Raw genomic sequence first — 17,582 nt, forward strand, 5'->3', positions numbered from 1 at the left:
AAACAAGTTCTTTTTGAATTAAATTCGTTTGTGCCCCTAGTCTTCCCTAAACAAAACGATTCCGAAAATCAAGTAAGATTTTCGGAATCGAAGAGTATAGTGTGCCCTAGGGGCTATTTATTTACTTTACGAAACGAATCGCAGTTTTACGATCAGATTCTCTTTCCTGATCCGTTGCAGATTCAGACACGACGGCAAATTCTTCCCCGTATCCTTCCGCTTCAACAACTTGCGCAGAAGCAAGAGCTGTCTTCACTGCATTCGCACGATCCTGAGAAAGCTTTTTATTTAATGCATCGTCTCCTTTTTTATCGGTATAAGCACCAATTTTAATTTTGGAAGCCGGATACGCTGCAAGGATTGCTTTTAGGTTGTCTAACTGCACTTGAGATTCTGGAGTTAAAGTCGTGGTTCCAAATTCGAAATTCAAGTTGTCAAAATTAAACCAACGGTCTTTCAAATCGTCATCGCTAAGCGAAGCGTAGTCTGATGAATTTAAAAACTGAACCACTTGGTCTTCAATCCCTCCTTTGTAAGCATTCAGACTTTTTCCGTCTGGAAGCAGTACGCTGGTTGCTTCTCTATTCATAGGAGCGGTCGCTAAAGAGTCCGTCACAAGAGTCATGGTATCTTCATCAACCATAAGAGAATCCGTATCGGTCATAGTCGTTTGAGTCTGCTTGTTATCGCATTGTTTGAAAAGGAAATACCCTGCAGCCAATAGAAGCAGCAAAGGAAGCAACCATTTTAAAACGGAACTAGATTCTTTTTTCGGCTCTGCTTTCACATGCGTAGCTCCTGCTCTGTGAACCTCGACTTTTGGAGTCGTTGTATCCACAGGGGTTACCGGAGGTACGGGATTCACAGGGGTCGTAGGATCCGGAATAATCGAATCTCCTAGTCCAAGAGACGCAAGGGAAAGACCTGCTGGAAGCAAAGTCGAAACGACTCCTTTTTGATCTTTTAATAAAGAAGAAATTCCGCTCGCATCTAAATTTTGATCGGCTGCGTATTTTCCAATAGATCCAAGGGAGGCTCCAGTCACCATGTTCAGTAAAGAACTTGCCGAACCGTTACTAACCCCAGCAAAACCTGCAATGGAATTAATAAGTCCTCCGACTTTGTCTCCAAAGATTTTTTGCAGTACAGAACTCACGAGAGAATTTCCTGTGGATCCGCCTAATAAATTACCAAGAAGACCTTCGCTTGAAGCTCCGGTAATGGAATCAAGTACGGTCGAATCGTCCGCATGGTTTGCCATTCCTCCAATTACGGAAGGAATTAATCCCGAGATTGCTTTTGAAATTCCAGATTCACTTTCGCCCAGCTGCGTGGCAGCTTGCGAGACTAATGCAGGACCTAATTGCCCTTTAATTAGCTCAATAATGTTTAATGCCATAATAGTTTATTTTTAATGTTAACTATCATTTATTAAGCAAATACTAATCCAAAGGCCTAAATGTTAAGGTATTTTAACTTTTATTTAATAAGCTTTAGCAAATAGCACGCGGCGTGAAGAAGGCCTCCCAGTAAGGAGAGAAACTCCCTGCTCTGGAGCACTGTCTAAAGGAATGCAGCGAATGGTCGCTTTCGTTAATTGCTTAATCTGCTCCTCTTCCTCCTCGGTTCCATCCCAATGGGCAGAAATAAATCCTCCCTTGGTTTCTAGAACTTCTTTAAACTCTTCAAAAGTGTCCACCTTCGTGGTGTGCTCCTCTTTAAAGTTGAGTGCCTTGATATAAATATCCTTTTGGATGGTTTCTAGTAAAGATTCGATATAATCCTCCACTCCCTCAATCGGTCTGGATTCTTTCGTAAGGTTGTCTCTTCTTGCAATTTCAAGGGTTCCGTTTGCAAGGTCTCTCGCTCCTAGAGCGATCCGAATCGGCACTCCTTTCAATTCGTATTCCGCAAATTTCCAACCCGGCTTGTTTTGATCGTCATCGTCAAACTTAACCGAGATTCCTTTCGCGCGAAGTTTTTCTTGTAGAGATTTTGCCACAACGCTCACCTCCTCTAATTGTTCTTGTCCTTTAAAGATAGGAACAATCACCACCTGAATCGGCGCCAAAGTTGGAGGAAGGACAAGACCTTGATCGTCGGAATGCGCCATAATTAACGCTCCGATTAAACGAGTGGAAACGCCCCAAGACGTAGCCCAGGCATGTTCTAACTTTCCTTCTTTGTTCGTGAATTTTACATCAAAGGCTTTGGCAAAGTTCTGTCCTAAAAAATGAGAAGTTCCTGCCTGAAGGGCTTTCCCGTCTTGCATCATCGCTTCGATACAGTAGGTTTCTACCGCACCTGCAAAACGCTCGGAAGGCGATTTAATTCCGCGAACGACAGGCATAGCCATAAAGTCCTCGGCAAATTTCGCGTACACCTCTAGCATTTTTTCGGACTCTTCTACAGCTTCGGGCTCCGTGGCGTGAGCCGTATGCCCCTCTTGCCATAAGAACTCAGCGGTTCTTAAAAAGAGTCGGGTTCTCATTTCCCAACGAACGACATTCGCCCATTGGTTTATTAAAATAGGAAGATCTCTATAAGACTGGATCCAAGATTTATAAGTATTCCAAATGATCGCTTCAGAAGTCGGTCTCACAATGAGTTCTTCTTCTAATTTCGCCTCTGGATCTACAATTAGTTTTTGCGGATTGTTAGGATCGGTTTTTAAACGGTAGTGGGTCACCACAGCGCATTCTTTAGCAAATCCTTCTGCATTTTTTTCTTCGGCTTCAAAAAGACTTTTCGGCACAAACAGAGGGAAATAGGCATTTTGGTGACCTGTTTCTTTGAATTTGCGATCCAGTTCGTCTCGCATTTTCTCCCAAATTGCATACCCGTACGGTTTAATTACCATACTTCCTCTCACTCCCGAGTTTTCTGCAAGATCCGCTTTCACTACAAGTTCGTTGTACCATTTGCTGTAATCCTCCTCTCTCGACGTTAATTTTGCCATAATACTCTTATTTTGTCCGTTCTTTTAACTTTTGCGCTTCGTTTCAATCTAAATAAAAAGCGTAAATTTGAAAAGACTAAAAACCTTTTGTTTAATTCCGTTTTTAGCCAATGTGCAAATATAAATTAAATTAAAATCTTTCACTCTATCATGAAAAAAAATATACATAAAAACCTGCCAAATCGGCCTTTTTCACAAATTAGCCTACTTGTGGGAGTCGCACTGCTTGCGATTTCTTGTGGAGCCTACCCAGGGGGCTACAGTGAAACCGATGGCGTTTACTACGATCCAAATACGGACACCTTGCCGGTGGCCCAAGTAGGTGGAGAATACAACCAAGTAGGCGATTATTATGAGTACGACGAACCTTCAACCCTAGAAAAGAGCGAGAAAAACGTTCAGGATGCGAAGGCCCGTTATCAAAACGACAACTGGAACACGCTCGAAGCGACGGACTCCGATTGGGGATCGTACACGGGATCCGTAACGCAGTATAGCGGTAGCGGTTGGGACTATCCGTATGGCTACGGATACGGACTCTACTCAGGGTATTGGCCAAGTCGTTTTTCCTTTAGTTTTGGTTGGGGATACTCTCCTTACTTTAACTACCGTCCTTGGGGATGGGGGTACATGCCTTACGATCCATGGGGATACGGATATTCTCCTTACTATGGGTACAATTCCCTTTACGGATACGGACCTTACTATGGGTATGGCGGATACGGGAACTACTACGGATACGGAAACTATTACAATGGCTACTACAGTGGAGCTTACAATACCTACCGCGCACCTAGAAGAAATAGCGGTCAGGACGGAAATTACAGAAATCCGCAAACCAATCGCATGAATAACAATGCAGGATTCCGGAATTCAGGAACTTTCAGATCGAGCAGTCCAAATACTTCGAGCTCTACGCTTCGCCGTGGAACGCTAAACAACTCCAACCGGATGAACACGAATTCGAGAGCACGCCAGCAGCAGTATGAGCGTCAGCGTGTACAGCCACGTGTCGAAGAGCGAACTCAATACCGTACACCGGACAGTGGATTTAGAAATTCCAATTCAGGTGGCTTTAGAAACGACGGAGGCTTCCGCTCTTCTGGATCTTCAAGCTCCTCAGGGGGAAGTCGTTCAGGAACTCGCGGCGGTTTCAGATAAAGTTTAAAAAAAATCGGGATGCAACGGTCCCGTTAGTTAAAAATAACAATCAAATAATAAATGTTTAAAAAGTCATTCACACTTCTTACGATTTCTGCGGCTTTCTATTTGCAAGCGCAGGATACGTCTGTCCTTCGAAATTCACTTGATCTCTATAGTAGCCCAAGCACGCTTGGTTCTTCTAAATTCAATGCCATGGCAGGATCCATGGGAGCTCTTGGAGGAGATGCCTCTGTCATCTCAACCAACCCTGCGGGGATTGGAGTGGCCATTGCAAGTGATCTTTCTGCTACGTTAAGTATTGATAAAACTCAAAATACGACCTCACTCCACGGCAATAGTTTAGACTATGAGCTAAACAATACCGATTTAGGCCACGTAGGGGCCATTGTGGCTTTCCCTACAGGAATGAGTTCCGCGTGGAAATTTGTGAACCTAGGAATTAGCTTCTCCAGAGAATCTATTGAAGATTATTCGGAAGCTCCAGGAAACAGTCTTGTGACTTTCGACCTTGCCGATGGAGATCAACTCTCCTACAGTGCTCATGCCTTTAACCGCCTTGGGGACAAAAGCAAAATGTCGATCGCAGTGGGTGGAAACTACGACAATAGAATCTATGTCGGGGGTGCTATCAATCTTCACAGCGCGTCTTTGTCTCAATGGGACACGGCGGCGATGAAGTACCGTAGCGATGGAGAAACCGAAATCTTTGCAAAACAATACACTCCTTATTTTGAAGATGCGAGCGGATTTTCCGCCTCCATTGGGGTGATTGGAAAAGTAAGCCCTGAGTTTCGTTTGGGTGCTGCCCTTGAAACTCCTACCTGGTGGAGCATGGAGCGCACGTATAGTTTCTACGGTTTAGACAGTAGCGAGGACGGGGAGTACGGAGAGTCTCGAAGCATTTCGAGCCCAGCAAAAGCGACTCTAAGTGCGGCTTATGTTCCAAGTAAGAACTTTGCTCTAAACGTGGATTATAGTCTTGGACTATCTAAACCAAGCTTTGGAAAAATGGGTTCTGCTGCACAAAGCGAAATGGACGCATTTTACTCAGACCATTACAAAAACAGCTCTGAAGTTAAAATTGGGGGAGAATATCGTTACGAAGGACTTCGTCTAAGAGCAGGATACGGCTACGCCTCTAGTCCTGTGGACGACACGACCCTTGGAATTTTAAATGCACAAGGACAAAACGAACAGGCTTCTTACAAAGATCTCTATGCCGGCGCAAAACAAACGCTTGCTGCAGGGATTGGGTACGACTTCAAGTCTTTCTATATAGATGCCGCATACAACCATATTAGCTCTGAGTACAACATGCCTTTCTTAAGAGGTTCTGATGCCGCTCAAACGCAGTATTTTTCACCTAGTGCTTATTTCGCGAACGACTACGCTTTAGTTAGTAATGTCGATTCAAAAAGATCGCTAGTGACGATCACACTAGGTTGGAAGTTTTAATTAACCCCCCTTTAATGACAACAAAAAGGATTCGCAAATTTATGCGAATCCTTTTTTTATTTCTATAATCGGTGCTCTATGGCTTTGGATTGTAAATATTTTCAAGATGCAACCCGAGTCCGCTCTATTGAGCACTTCCCCACCCAAAGGGTCGTTCTACTTAATGATGATGAAATTGATGCCCTAGTAAGGCTAGCGCAATTCCAAGTACGACCAGCACAATCTTGGACCAATCCACATTGTGGTTCTTGCTACTCTCAAAGATAATGACCGAAGAGATATGAAGGAAGATTCCACCTACCACAGCGAGGAAATAAGGCTCTAGATTCGGATCAAAATAACGACCTAAAAGCATGCCTAATGGAGAAGCAATGGCAAACAGCGCAATGATAAACCAAGAAGAAGCTGAGAACTTTTTATGTTGAAACAAAAACGATCCAAGGATAAAAGAAATAGGCAGGTTATGAATTAAAATCCCTTGCAAATACGGGGTATTCCACTCCGTTTCATTCGCTAGTGGAATCCCTTCAATAAAGGCATGGACAAATAAGCCCACAATAAGAGCTAAGGGCAAAATAGCATCAGCCGAATGATGATGCATGTGACCGTGCTCAAACCCTTTGGTCAAATTCTCAAGTAACATTTGAAGAAGCACTCCTACAATGACCCATAAACCGATGTTGTGATCGATCCTTTCATAAACGATGGGAAAGACTTCGTTCAGGCAGATGGTAATTAAAAAGCCTGCAGATAAGATCAAAAGACTCTTGGCCACTTTTTGCTTCTGTCCTAAATACTTTCCCAGCAAAACGCCTACGATAACGCTTAATATTAGAAGGAGTATAATCATAAGGTAGTTTTTCTAAATACGCTTAGACAGCGAGGAGAGTGAGTTTCGTGGTAAGGACTTAATGCGTAATCCCCATAGGTTTTCTCTCTTACGAGTCCAAATTTCTGTGCGAGAGATTCTATATACTCTAAGGAGTGCAGCTGTACTTTTTCAAAGAAAAAATAAGGCTTCTCATTATGTTCAAATCGAATCTCTTTTATAACGGCACCGTGTTCGATGCGCTTTTCAATATGAAAAACAAGTTCGTCCCTTATTTCTTCACTTTTTGGGACGAGCGACTCAATCACTTGCCCTTTGTTTAAGAAATCAAGTACAAAATAACCTCCGGGCTTTAGGACCTTCGAGACGGACTCAAAGACTTTTTCGTCGTCCTTAGGATCGCTAAAGTAGCCAAAACTTGTAAAAAGGTTAAAGACCGCGTCGACCGGCTGCGACTCAATCGGATCCCTCATGTCGTGCACCTGGAATTTTAAATCTTTATGTTCGTAGGCTTTGTCCGCTAAAATACTCTCTTCAGATAAATCAAGTCCCAGTACTTTAAAGCCTAAACGACTTAAAAAGACACTGTGTCTTCCTTTTCCACAAGCAAGATCAATAATATGAGCCTCAGAAGGCAATTGAAGATCTTTCAAAAGCAATTTTAAAAAGGCTTCCGCCTCGTTATAATCCCTGTTTTTATATAGTATATGATAGTATGGCGAATTGAACCATGTTTTAAACCACTCCATTGTGCAAAAATAGCTAAATTTGCCAAATTAAGACGGATTTAATCGCATGGGAAATCTTTACTCGCTGATATTAAATCCTTAGTCACTCTAAAACAACCTTATGACTTCAGACGATTTACAAATACAAATCAAAACCTTTTTTGGACTCGAAGAACTTCTTGCAGAAGAAGTGAAAAAACTGGGAGGCAAAAATGTACAAATAAAAAACCGAGCGGTGAACTGTGAGGGGGATCTTGGCTTCTTGTACAAGATTAACTATTCCCTAAGAACGGCCCTTAAAATCCTCGTACCTATATTTGAATTTCAAGCCTATAACGAGCAAAAGTTCTACGATAAGCTTTACCGTTTTCCTTGGGACAAATACTTAAAAGCAGGACAAACCTTTGCCATTGATTCTACGGTTTATTCTGAGACCTTTACGCACTCGCAGTTTATGACCCTTAAGATGAAAGATGCCATCGTGGATTACTTCCGCGATCACTTTGAGATGCGTCCAAGCGTCGATGCAAAAAATCCAGACATTAAATTCAGTTTGCATATTGACCGTGAATTCGTCACGGTTTCTCTAGACTCCTCAGGCGATGCTCTTTTCAAAAGAGGCTATAGGCAAGACGCAGGAGAGGCTCCTATAAACGAAGTCTTAGCCGCCGGAATGCTTCAAATTGCAGGATGGGACGGAAAAGGAAATTTCCTAGACCCTATGTGCGGATCTGGAACCCTTTTAATTGAAGCCGCGATGATCGCCATGAATATGCCTGCTCAACTCTACCGTCAGAGTTTTGCGTTCCAAAACTGGCCGAATTACGATGCCGAACTTTTCAAATCCATTAAAGAACACCGCCTTAACCGAATGACTCCTTTGGAGGGAAAAATAGTGGGATACGATATTGATTCCAAGATGCTTCATGCGGCTGAAAAAAACTTAGCGGCAGCGGAACTTGAGGATGTGATTGAAGTTCGAGACCAAGATTTCTTTGAAAGCAAAAAAGAGTTATTCCCTCTCCTTATCGTGTTTAATCCTCCGTACGACGAGCGCATTGAAATCACAGATTCTGACTTCTACAAAAAAATTGGGGATACGTTTAAAACATCCTACCCCAACACTTTAGCTTGGTTAATTTCTTCCGATCTAGAAGCGGTGAAAAAAATTGGTCTTCGCCCTTCGCGTAAAGTCAAACTTTTTAATGGTAAATTAGAAACTCGCTTTTTGCAATACGAAATGTACGAGGGCACCAAGAAAAGAGGCGGACAAAGCAAAGCCGCTTTTCTAGACTCTACTGATTCAACAGAAACGGAAACAGAAACTCACAATAACTCAGAAAACTAAAACATCTTGACTCCTACCCTTAGCCTCATTATCGCCATATACAATCGAAAAGATGAACTTTTTGAACTTTTGAACTCCCTTGGATTTCAAACGGACAAAGACTTCGAGGTGATTGTAGTGGACGACGGATCCAAAATCGCCCTTCTTCCTACGATCGAACTGTTTCAGGATCGATTCCCAATTGAGTTTCACCGAAAAGAAAACACGGGTCCTGGACTAAGTCGCAACTATGGAGCTGCAAGGGCAAAAGGAGAATATCTTATTTTCTTAGACAGCGATGTCATTGTTGAAAAGGATTATATTGAGAATGTGAGAAAGAGCCTTGCGGAGATCCCGTGCGATGCTTTTGGAGGGGCAGACAAAGCCCACCGCGGGTTTAATTTGATGCAAAAAGCCATCTCTTACTCCATGACTTCGCTCTTTACCACAGGTGGAATTCGGGGACATAAAAAAGGAGTGGGGAAATTTCAACCTCGAAGCTTTAACATGGGAGTTCGTAGTGAAGCATTTAAAGACGTCGGTGGATTTTCCGATTTACGAGTAGGCGAAGATCCCGATCTCTCGATGACCCTTTGGGAGAACGGATACACGACCGCTTTTTTCGACAACATTGCCGTGTATCACAAAAGAAGAACCGATTTTGGTAAATTCTCTAAACAAGTCAACCAATTTGGCGTGGCTCGGCCCATTCTGAACCAAAGACATCCCCAGTTTGTAAAAGCTACGTTTGCCTTTCCTTCTCTGTTTTTAATTGGGTATATACTCGGCGTAGTAGCCTATTACGGCTTCTCGAATCCAATGCTTCTCCTGTTTTATGGATTCTATACCTTCCTTGTTTTTTTCCATGCTTTAATCAAAACTAAAAACATAAGCATTGCAGGCCTATCGGTCATTGCCACCTACATTCAGATGTTTTCTTATGGATGGGGATTTTTAGAATCTTGGTTTCGATTAAACGTACTGAAACAGGACCCAAGAAAAGTATTTCCAAGGCATTTCTACAACCAATAAAAACGGTTTTTTTAGGTCCCGCTACTTCCAATGCGTTTAATGCGACTGCGCAAGGGCAGGATCGTCATAATTTACCATCCACTGAATCCCAAAGCGGTCGGTCAGCATCCCGAAATAGGCGCCCCAAAACGTTTGCTCTAAAGCCATTTGCACTTCTCCCCCTTCTTTCAAGGCGTTAAAATGGCGATCGGCATCTTCTTTTGAATCGGTCGTAATTGCAATGGAAAAATTATTCCCTTTGGTGAGCTTTTCGCTTCCCGGAAAGGTATCGCTTCCAAGCAAAATCGTTTCTTTTGAAATCGGAAGAGAAACGTGCATGATTCGGTTTTCGTCCTCTTTTGAAAAAGGAGGCATATTTTCCGAGGCGGGCACGTCAGAAAAGCGTCTTAGGTGGCTAAACTCACCTCCAAAGACGGATTGGTAAAATAAAAAGGCCTCATGGCATTCTCCATCGAAGTTTAAATACACATTTACAGTGGTCATAATTTGGTGTTTTAAGATTCCTATTTTAAAAGAGCACTTGCTCTTTTGCTAATTATTTTTAGTAGAAAGCACCGATTCCCTCTATCGTAAGCGAGAAAGTGCCTTCTTATCCATTGTGTAGAGGGCCAAACGATATCCCACTTCGACCAAGGCCCAAACGCCAATGCCTAGAATCCAAAACCAAATCGGAGTGGGAAGGCTCGCCATCATAAACAGGGCTTGAATTAAAAAGAGCACTCCACATATAAGGGCGTACACTCGTTTTTTGTCCCAGGCAATCAGAGTAGAAACCCAACCTGCTAATAGCGCAGCCGCTGCGTAGGATAGAATCACGAAAAACAGGGCCATAAACGGCGCATTTTTAATGTACTCAGAAAGTTCAATCATGCTATTAGGGTCCATGCTCTCAGGCTGCGGATAGATTACATGTCCTAAATTTTGCACAAAGGTCATTAAAATCCCTCCCGATATAAGTCCTGCCAAAACGGCGATTGCTTTTTTCATATTCTTGTTTTATTTTGCCTCGTTCTCCTTTTATTCTACTTGATTCTTACTACATCAAACGCCAAACTGCCGAAAATGATGATCGAGATGCTTGCCAATCAAATGATTCCACTCTTTTGCTGAAAGCTTTCCAAAAACCAAATGCATTTTCCCTTCAAAAGCCTCGGTTCCCATTTGACCCGTCTTCGTAATATAGCCGCGAAGGCGCCGATATTCCGTCTCAAAGTCTTTTTCTTCCTTCTGTTTTAAATCCAAGGCGGTCGGTAAGCTTTTCTTAAAGGGCTTCTCACTCACGACCATGGGCTTTACCAGAAGACGAAGAAACTGCCTTTTTAAAAGTCCAGGTCTCTTTTTCTTATGAGGTTCAAAGACAAATTCAAAACTTGCATTCAAATGGGCTAGCATCTGAGAGCTACTCATTTTCCCCCATAGGGGCCTTTTTTCTTTGCTTAGATGCTTTAGTCGCTCTAAATACAGCTCCGCCGATTTTACTTCAAATAGACTCTCCACGATTCTTTTTTTGTTACTGCTCCCAGCCCCAAGGCTTTTTGGAAGTTTCTACGGGCTGACTTAAATCGAAACGAACACTAAAGACGCGGTCTTGTCCGATTCGTCTTAGATTATAGGAAAAGCTTTTCTCGTCTAAATCAATCCACCATACATTTCCAGAAGCGTACGAAATCAAATTCGCGGTCTCTAAGTCCGCTGGAAAGATTTGCTGTGTCTTAAATCCATAATTGCTACTTTCTCCTCCATACTGGGTGACTTTGTCTGGAGTTCCGTTTTCGAGTCTATGGTCATGCTTAAGTTTCAAAAGACCCTCTGGGCTTTTGCTTATCACCCAAGTTCGGGACTGATCTTCTCCTACATAGAAAGGAATTTTAATCACGCTGTCTTTGCAGTCTAAAACTTGCATAAGGAGAACTTGGCCTGTAAAGCCATCCCCCTCTTTCGCTCCTTTCGTAACGGTGCCTTCATAGGCCTTGCCACAATGCTTTTGAATTTCCTTCCAAAATTGCTCGCTCGGTTTTTCCTGAGCGCTAAGAGCGGCCGTAAAACCTAAGGCGGCTAGACAAATCACTTTCCACTGGATCATAAAAATAAGTTTAAAAACAAAGATATTAAAATTCCATGCATCTTATTTTTTAATTATTCTAATCTGCTCCACTTCGTGAGAAGCCTTTTTTTACTCCTTTACTTCAAGTCGTTCTCCTTTCGTATGGGCGCTCATTTGTGGCGCGTAGTAATTTTGAATGCTCGCATTGCCTGCGCTAAAGCTTCCTGAAGCATTTGCGCGAAGTTCATATTCGAGCACATGCTTTCCTTTGGATACTCGTTCAAAATAGAAATCCACGGAGGCATCTCTTACCGCTTTGTAATACCCAAGTCCGCCGCTATAGACGTAGGACGACAGCGTATCAGACGGTTCTAAGCCGGCCGCTCTTTGGTCGCGGAGATGCAAATACTCCATCGGACGATCAAAATTAACTACGATCCGTACTTTCACTCGATCTCCAATTTTCAAAGGAGTCAAAGCGGATATTTTTTCAAGCACCTCGCCATTGGTTGTGGAACGAACTCTGTAGTATTCCTTGTCAATTGAAATTACACTTGAAGCAGATCCGATTTTATCCAGATCTTCATAGTATTGATAGTAGAGTCCTCCTTGCGCAATTCCAGGGCCTTTTTTATAGACCTCTACTTGTCCTTTTTCTTTCGAAATCTCTTTTGAGCTTATTTGTGCCTTTAAGTACCCAGGCGCTTCCACCACTAAATCTTCTTTCACGCTTTCGCCTCCCCAAAGAACTTCGGTCTTATCACTTTCTACTCCTGTCCAAGATTTTCCAGAGTTTAAAAGAAGATAAATAACCTCTGCGGTCGCTCTTGAGGTATCCCAATGACTCACTTCTTTTTGTGTTAAGAGCCAAATCTTTAGTTCTTCTAGTGTTTTTTGATCCGCAGGGGCTAAAGCATTGAAGGCTTCCAGCGCTCCGGCATGATTGGCTATACTAGAGGAGAACCAGCCCCAATTGCCTGCATTCTCTTTCCAATACATTCCCTGCGCTTCTGAATCCACGGAGGTTTCTTTTAGGTACGTAAGGAGCTTTTTCGCAGTGCTTGTAAGTTTGTATTCATTTAGAAGCAGCGCTCCTCTATGCAGTCCGTAGAAGGTATAGTCCGAGGGTTTAAAACTAGGAGCCTTTTTGATAAACTGAGTTTTTAAAGTAAGTCCCATTCCTTTTAGAGGATACGAGGTTTCCCAATAATGACGAGCGTCTAGATAATTTAAAACCGAATTGGTCGTAAGAAGGGTTTCTACTTTCCCGTCCAAACTTTGCACTTCCCGATCTACATAACTCACAAGCTTTTTTACAAGGGAATCTAAATTCGAACTGTACGAATTTAAGTCCTTGCCCATCCACTGATTTAATCGACCCAAATTCTTCAAAAGGTAAAGAGAGGTATAGTAAGAACTTGGAGCTCCCGGCTGCCAGCTAAAGCCACCGTCCGGATTTTGAAGTCTTTGTAGTGCCGCCCAATTTGCCGTAGTTGAGGCTTTCATTGTGCTGCGGTCAAAAAGTCTCGCTAGACTCACCATTTGCTCTTTTTCATTCTCACTTTCTAAAACCCAAGGCGTTTCTTTTAACAGAAGTTCTTTTAGCTCTTGGTTCTTCTCTAAATTCGACTCCAAAAGATCCTTGGACTGGTAGGCTAAAAACACCTGCTCCATTCTTGGGTTCTGTTTTAGCACTTCTTGAGCAATCACCTGTGCGACCCACTTGTTGAACTCAGAGTCTGCTGATTTTTGAGTGCCTTGCATCAAACTCGGAAGTGCGAAAAGAACTTCCCAAATCGGATTGGAAGAGAGCTCTAGAGAAGCTCGTACCGGCTGCATCGTACTTGAATTTCCCTTTAATAAGTTTTCAATTTGGAAGGTTTTTCTTTCATTCTCCCTTACAAAGATAGCACGAGACTCGGTCACGAGTTTGCGATTTGGAAGAATGGCAATAGGCTTTTGCTCTCCGTCCGAAAACGCTCCAGACTTCGCAGTACTGCGTACTAAAATTGCGCTCACTCCTTTCGGCACCTTAAGACTGTACTCCACAAGCGCACTTGAATTTCCGCTTAAATCAAAGCTTTTCGAAGTACTTGCAAGTCCAAATTGATCGGTTATATCTTCAAGGGTGGACGCGTCCAGAATCGTAAGGTTTGCATTTCCTTTTAAGGGCGTATCCACTAGACTCGAAATTCGAGTCTTTAGTTCCAATTGATCCCCTTCTCTTAAGAATCGAGGATAATTTACGGTGAGAGAGAGTTTCTTTTGAGTTACCACTTCTTTTTCCAACATTCCAATTTGCAAATCTTTCGTATGGGCTAAGAATTGAAGTCTCCATTGCGTTAGCGCTTCAGGAGAAGTGAACTCAAAATGCACATTCCCTTCAGAGTCCGTTCTTAGTTCTGGAAAGAAAAAGGCCGTTTCGTTTAGGTTCTCCCTAAGCGGAACTTTGGGCTCCACGGCCAGTGTCTCATCATAATCGTCGCTTTGCTCTTGATACAATTGCGAGTCTGCAGGAGCCATCACACTTTCAATTTGCGTTTCCAATTTCGCCACTTGGCTCTGCATGGAATCGGCTCGCATACTAGAAGTCCCTCGAATGACCATTTGTCCTGTGTACCTAAGATTTGAATCCATCCAAGAAAAGGTAGGAAGTTGCACGTATTTCGTTCTTTTGTAAGGAATCCGTTTGGAATATTGGACATGCGTAAAGTCCTCCGAATGGTCATAGCGAGTGAAATACGAGCCCGCAAACCCGATCGGATTCCAACGAATCAAATTGGTAGCAAATACATCCAGACTCTTGTCGTACATCGTCGCGAGCAGCTCTGCATTGATTCTTTCTTTTCCTTTCCCCTTCACCTTCACGCTCCATTTTTCAGTTTGTCCCGGTTCGAGCTTGTCTCTAAAAACCGTGGTTTCTAGGATTAAATCCCGAGAAGGCTGCACAATTTTAAATTCAACACTTTTCGTTTGCACCTCTCCTAAACTTGAAACTTGCAACTGAACGAGAAGAAGTTCTGACTTTGGATCTTTAGGTGCGCTCACCTCTAATTTTGCGACACCACCCCGGAAAGGTTTTTCTTCTAAAAGCGTACTTCCATCTCCATTTTGGATAAAGAAACGAGCGATAGCTCCTGGAATAGCCGAGTAGGCATAGACCGCTGCGCTCTCCCCTCTCTGAAGTGAATCTTTTTCAGCAATCAAGGCTGCAAAAGGGGTTTGATTGTTACTAAGGCCTTTCGGGTTATAGACTTCAAAACGTCTCTTGGCCTGTATGGTATCGGCTCCTTCCTTATTGTAAAGGGTAAGCTCATAGATCCCTGGGGTTAATTTCCCAAGCGTAAGGGTTTTCCCCTGCGAAGTCTTGCCATCAAACACCACTTTCTTAACGTGGGATTCTTTTTCCAATTCCTCTTCGCTATAGCGATCAAATGGGAATTTCTTTGTAAAATCTTCATGGCTTAAAATAGGGAGGTTTTGAACATAAGGTTTGTACTGATCCCGGTAAAGCTTCGAAGGACCTTCTAGCATTTCTAATTTAGCTAAGTAAGACCTCTCTAAATCCTGATCGCTATAGTTTTTGACTTGCACCGAAAACTCCGTAGGCTCATCTGACAAATAAGAATCTTTCCCCTCTGCATTTAGGTAATGAGAGACGGAGGCAACTTTGAAAGCCTGCTGAGAAGAAATGCTCTCTCCATTGAGGTCAAGTACGCTTGCACTCACCTCGTATCGATCGACTTGTAGCCCTTTTAAATTGGGATCTTTTTCAAGCGTCATTCTAATTTCAAATTCTCCTTTTTCGTTTGTCTTAGTTTCCCCTAAAATAGAATTCTCATTGGAAGGCGTTTGAGGGAACCAACGGAAATACATCCAACGGATGTTCTCTTTTTTGATCTCATAGGTAACGGAGGTGTTTGCCATCGGCACCCCGCTGTAGGATTCCGCTTTTCCTTTCAGGGTAAGGCTTTGTCCATATCTATACTCCCCCTTAAGCGGCTCAAAAACCACCTCAAAATTAGGACGTTTGTATTCTTCTACGCGGAAGGATTTAGAGATTTCAAGGCCTCGATAGGCTGCATTCGAAGCGTTTTTCCCTCCTTTCGTTCTTAAGTAAAACATGCCCGGTAAAACCGTAGTGGGCAAGGTAAAACTCCCATGGTAACTACCAAATTCTCCACTTACAAAATCTTTTGTACTTACCGTGACTCCGTTTGAGTCCACAAGTTCTACGCTTTGGGTAATGCCCGGAGCGACGGACTCACTTCCTGTCTCTGCTCGGGACTCACTTACAATTCCTTTAAAATACACCACTTGTCCGGGACGGTAAATCGCTCGGTCCATAAAGAGCTGCGTACGGAAAGAAGGACCTTCTTTCTGTTCCATCGAGCGATAGTCATTCTCACCGTAGCGATTTAATAGCGAAAACCCTTTTCCACGGCTACTTTCTAGTAAGTAATACCTGTAGACATTTTCATTTGAGGAAGAAGGAAAAACAAACTCTCCATTTCCATTCGTATCGACTTTATACGGCTTGAAACTTGCTCCCCGAACATATTCTAACATTTGAATTTCAGAGTTTCCAATCGCCTTACCCGTCCATCTATTCTGGAGTTGAAAGCGGTCTTTGGTACCCTTTGTTACTTCGTTTTTTTGCACAAGCACACGGTCTTCAGAGACTAAAAAGTAAAACAGATCGATCTCAGAATCCACTTGGTACTCCCCTATGTAGAGACCGGGTGCAAGTCCGTCAAGCGAAAAAGCGGTTTTATGCATCTGAAAATCATCCGATTTAGGAAGCGTAAAACTCGTCTCCTTCACTAAGCTCTTTTTGATCGTTTGGTAGAGATCCTTTTGGTAAGAGGATTGAACAATTTTTAAAAAGCCTTCTTTATCGCCCGTGGCCTCGTAAAGTTTGAGACTGAACTTAGACGCATTCTTATGCTCTGCCACCAAATGGATTGGTTGGTTTGCATCCACTTGTGTAGGAAAAACCACCTGGACCACCGGCTGCTCTATCCGGCGCTTTTGAAGTCTTACAGCTTCTAAAAAAGGAGAGCTTGGGTACGTAGAGATCGCAACCTGTGTCCATTCTGTTGCCTTTTGAAGTTTGTTTTGGGAGATAAGCTCCTCCACAAGGTCTTCGATGAGTTTTACTTTGTAATCGAAATCCCCTGCAGTGCTCGTATAAAGCGTAGTAAGCCTCTCGACTTTGTTTTCACAAGCCACCGCCTCACAATCAAAAAGAAGTTTTTGATGCTCTAAAAAGAGCTTGCTGTTTCCTTTCGTAGAGTCTATTAATTCCTTGTAAAGGGCTAGAATTTCTACTCGATTTTGAGTAAGTTCATTTTTGGTGAAAAGACTCGAGTCCTTCAAATAAGCAATTTGCTGCAATCGGAAATAAACCCAAAGTGTCTCCACGTACTGAATGTCGGACTCACTACCAAACAATTTTTGATAAGGGGCCATTTTCACAGACTCAAGCTGAGACTTATTCTTAGCGAGCATCTCTAGACTTTTGCCAATCTCGGTTTTAAAATCAAGAGAGCTCCAAGTCTCAATTTGACTGTAATCCGCATTGAGAACGTTTGTTCTCGCTTGAATCTTCCAGCGGTTTCGAAGGTAGTATTCATATAAAAATTCACTTTTGAGAACCTCAAACATACTTTTTGCCTCGCCCTTCAATTGAGGGGAAACCTTCTCTAGGCTGGAAAAGAATTCGGAAGCGATTCGATTGTTCTCATCGTCGCTCGTAAGATTCAAAATAGCAAACTGCTCCTTGAGAGATCGAATTAATTCAACCGTCTTATTCTCCTGGATGGCTTTTGCCTCAATGTCTTTTAAAAGGGGAAGATTGCTCTTAAAGAGTCCCTGTTTTTTGTTATTCTCTACAGTTTTCCAATTCATTTCATAATACGATTGCGATTTTAAAAGACCTACCGGTACAATTAAAAATAGAGCCAGCAGAATAAAGGCGTTTTTCATCTCAGTTGTTTTTTTCTTATCGCGCAAATACGCGGGGGTACTTATATCTTATATTA

General features: G+C 42.7%; 13 protein-coding genes. 4 read left to right on the forward strand and 9 right to left on the reverse strand.

Annotated features, from left to right (window positions below):
- Window positions 1-121: 121 nt before the first annotated feature.
- Both AC3IRX_RS03310 and proS read right to left on the reverse strand, forming a co-directional pair.
- Window positions 122-1,399, reverse strand: coding sequence for a DUF937 domain-containing protein (locus tag AC3IRX_RS03310; RefSeq protein WP_489211053.1), 1,278 nt, complete (start codon window positions 1,397-1,399; stop codon window positions 122-124).
- Window positions 1,400-1,483: 84 nt separating this feature from the next.
- Complete coding sequence (gene proS, locus AC3IRX_RS03315) at window positions 1,484-2,959, reverse strand: proline--tRNA ligase (RefSeq protein WP_489211054.1); 1,476 nt, start codon at window positions 2,957-2,959, stop codon at window positions 1,484-1,486.
- 150 nt (window positions 2,960-3,109) lie between these two features.
- Here proS and AC3IRX_RS03320 point away from each other — a divergent pair, with 150 nt between their 5' ends.
- Together AC3IRX_RS03320 and AC3IRX_RS03325 are read left to right on the forward strand one after the other, a co-directional pair.
- Window positions 3,110-4,120: a prolyl-tRNA synthetase gene (locus AC3IRX_RS03320; RefSeq protein ID WP_489211055.1), complete on the forward strand. Its 1,011-nt coding sequence runs from the start codon at window positions 3,110-3,112 to the stop codon at window positions 4,118-4,120.
- Window positions 4,121-4,180: 60 nt separating this feature from the next.
- Window positions 4,181-5,578: an OmpP1/FadL family transporter gene (locus tag AC3IRX_RS03325; protein ID WP_489211056.1), complete on the forward strand. Its 1,398-nt coding sequence runs from the start codon at window positions 4,181-4,183 to the stop codon at window positions 5,576-5,578.
- 160 nt (window positions 5,579-5,738) lie between these two features.
- Here the strand turns inward: AC3IRX_RS03325 and AC3IRX_RS03330 are convergent, their stop codons facing one another.
- Both AC3IRX_RS03330 and AC3IRX_RS03335 read right to left on the reverse strand, forming a co-directional pair.
- Window positions 5,739-6,428 (reverse strand): ZIP family metal transporter, encoded by a 690-nt coding sequence (locus tag AC3IRX_RS03330; protein ID WP_489211057.1) that lies wholly within the window; start codon window positions 6,426-6,428, stop codon window positions 5,739-5,741.
- Window positions 6,425-7,156: a class I SAM-dependent methyltransferase gene (locus AC3IRX_RS03335; protein ID WP_489211058.1), complete on the reverse strand. Its 732-nt coding sequence runs from the start codon at window positions 7,154-7,156 to the stop codon at window positions 6,425-6,427. The genes AC3IRX_RS03330 and AC3IRX_RS03335 overlap by 4 nt, the downstream gene beginning before the upstream one ends.
- 100 nt (window positions 7,157-7,256) lie before the next feature.
- Here AC3IRX_RS03335 and AC3IRX_RS03340 point away from each other — a divergent pair, with 100 nt between their 5' ends.
- A complete protein-coding gene (locus AC3IRX_RS03340) occupies window positions 7,257-8,483 on the forward strand; it encodes a THUMP domain-containing class I SAM-dependent RNA methyltransferase (protein ID WP_489211059.1) in 1,227 nt (408 codons plus the stop codon).
- A gap of 6 nt (window positions 8,484-8,489) precedes the next feature.
- Entirely contained in the window at window positions 8,490-9,494 is a 1,005-nt protein-coding gene (locus AC3IRX_RS03345) for a glycosyltransferase family 2 protein (protein WP_489211060.1), read from the forward strand.
- 36 nt (window positions 9,495-9,530) lie between these two features.
- Here AC3IRX_RS03345 and AC3IRX_RS03350 read toward each other — a convergent pair whose 3' ends face one another.
- From AC3IRX_RS03350 to AC3IRX_RS03370, 5 genes are all read right to left on the reverse strand, one after another.
- The gene (locus tag AC3IRX_RS03350) at window positions 9,531-9,977 is read right to left on the reverse strand and encodes a VOC family protein (protein ID WP_489211061.1); all 447 of its coding nucleotides are present in this window, start codon (window positions 9,975-9,977) and stop codon (window positions 9,531-9,533) included.
- A gap of 81 nt (window positions 9,978-10,058) precedes the next feature.
- Window positions 10,059-10,481, reverse strand: coding sequence for a hypothetical protein (locus tag AC3IRX_RS03355; protein WP_489211062.1), 423 nt, complete (start codon window positions 10,479-10,481; stop codon window positions 10,059-10,061).
- Window positions 10,482-10,535: 54 nt separating this feature from the next.
- Window positions 10,536-10,991: a DUF1569 domain-containing protein gene (locus tag AC3IRX_RS03360; RefSeq protein ID WP_489211063.1), complete on the reverse strand. Its 456-nt coding sequence runs from the start codon at window positions 10,989-10,991 to the stop codon at window positions 10,536-10,538.
- A gap of 13 nt (window positions 10,992-11,004) precedes the next feature.
- A complete protein-coding gene (locus AC3IRX_RS03365; RefSeq protein ID WP_489211064.1) occupies window positions 11,005-11,577 on the reverse strand; it encodes a hypothetical protein in 573 nt (190 codons plus the stop codon).
- 90 nt (window positions 11,578-11,667) lie between these two features.
- Entirely contained in the window at window positions 11,668-17,526 is a 5,859-nt protein-coding gene (locus AC3IRX_RS03370) for an alpha-2-macroglobulin family protein (protein WP_489211065.1), read from the reverse strand.
- Window positions 17,527-17,582 lie beyond the last annotated feature (56 nt).

It is taken from the genome of Epilithonimonas sp. KH_059 (assembly GCF_057838485.1).

Bases quoted from the DNA above. Each gene is read 5' to 3' on its own strand.
- AC3IRX_RS03340 (WP_489211059.1), top strand. From the start codon at position 7,257: ATGACTTCAGACGATTTACAAATACAAATCAAAACCTTTTTTGGACTC.
- AC3IRX_RS03325 (WP_489211056.1), top strand. From the start codon at position 4,181: ATGTTTAAAAAGTCATTCACACTTCTTACGATTTCTGCGGCTTTCTAT.
- AC3IRX_RS03370 (WP_489211065.1), bottom strand. From the start codon at position 17,526: ATGAAAAACGCCTTTATTCTGCTGGCTCTATTTTTAATTGTACCGGTA.
- AC3IRX_RS03350 (WP_489211061.1), bottom strand. From the start codon at position 9,977: ATGACCACTGTAAATGTGTATTTAAACTTCGATGGAGAATGCCATGAG.
- AC3IRX_RS03330 (WP_489211057.1), bottom strand. From the start codon at position 6,428: ATGATTATACTCCTTCTAATATTAAGCGTTATCGTAGGCGTTTTGCTG.
- AC3IRX_RS03355 (WP_489211062.1), bottom strand. From the start codon at position 10,481: ATGAAAAAAGCAATCGCCGTTTTGGCAGGACTTATATCGGGAGGGATT.
- AC3IRX_RS03335 (WP_489211058.1), bottom strand. From the start codon at position 7,156: ATGGAGTGGTTTAAAACATGGTTCAATTCGCCATACTATCATATACTA.
- AC3IRX_RS03365 (WP_489211064.1), bottom strand. From the start codon at position 11,577: ATGATCCAGTGGAAAGTGATTTGTCTAGCCGCCTTAGGTTTTACGGCC.
- AC3IRX_RS03310 (WP_489211053.1), bottom strand. From the start codon at position 1,399: ATGGCATTAAACATTATTGAGCTAATTAAAGGGCAATTAGGTCCTGCA.
- AC3IRX_RS03320 (WP_489211055.1), top strand. From the start codon at position 3,110: ATGAAAAAAAATATACATAAAAACCTGCCAAATCGGCCTTTTTCACAA.
- proS (WP_489211054.1), bottom strand. From the start codon at position 2,959: ATGGCAAAATTAACGTCGAGAGAGGAGGATTACAGCAAATGGTACAAC.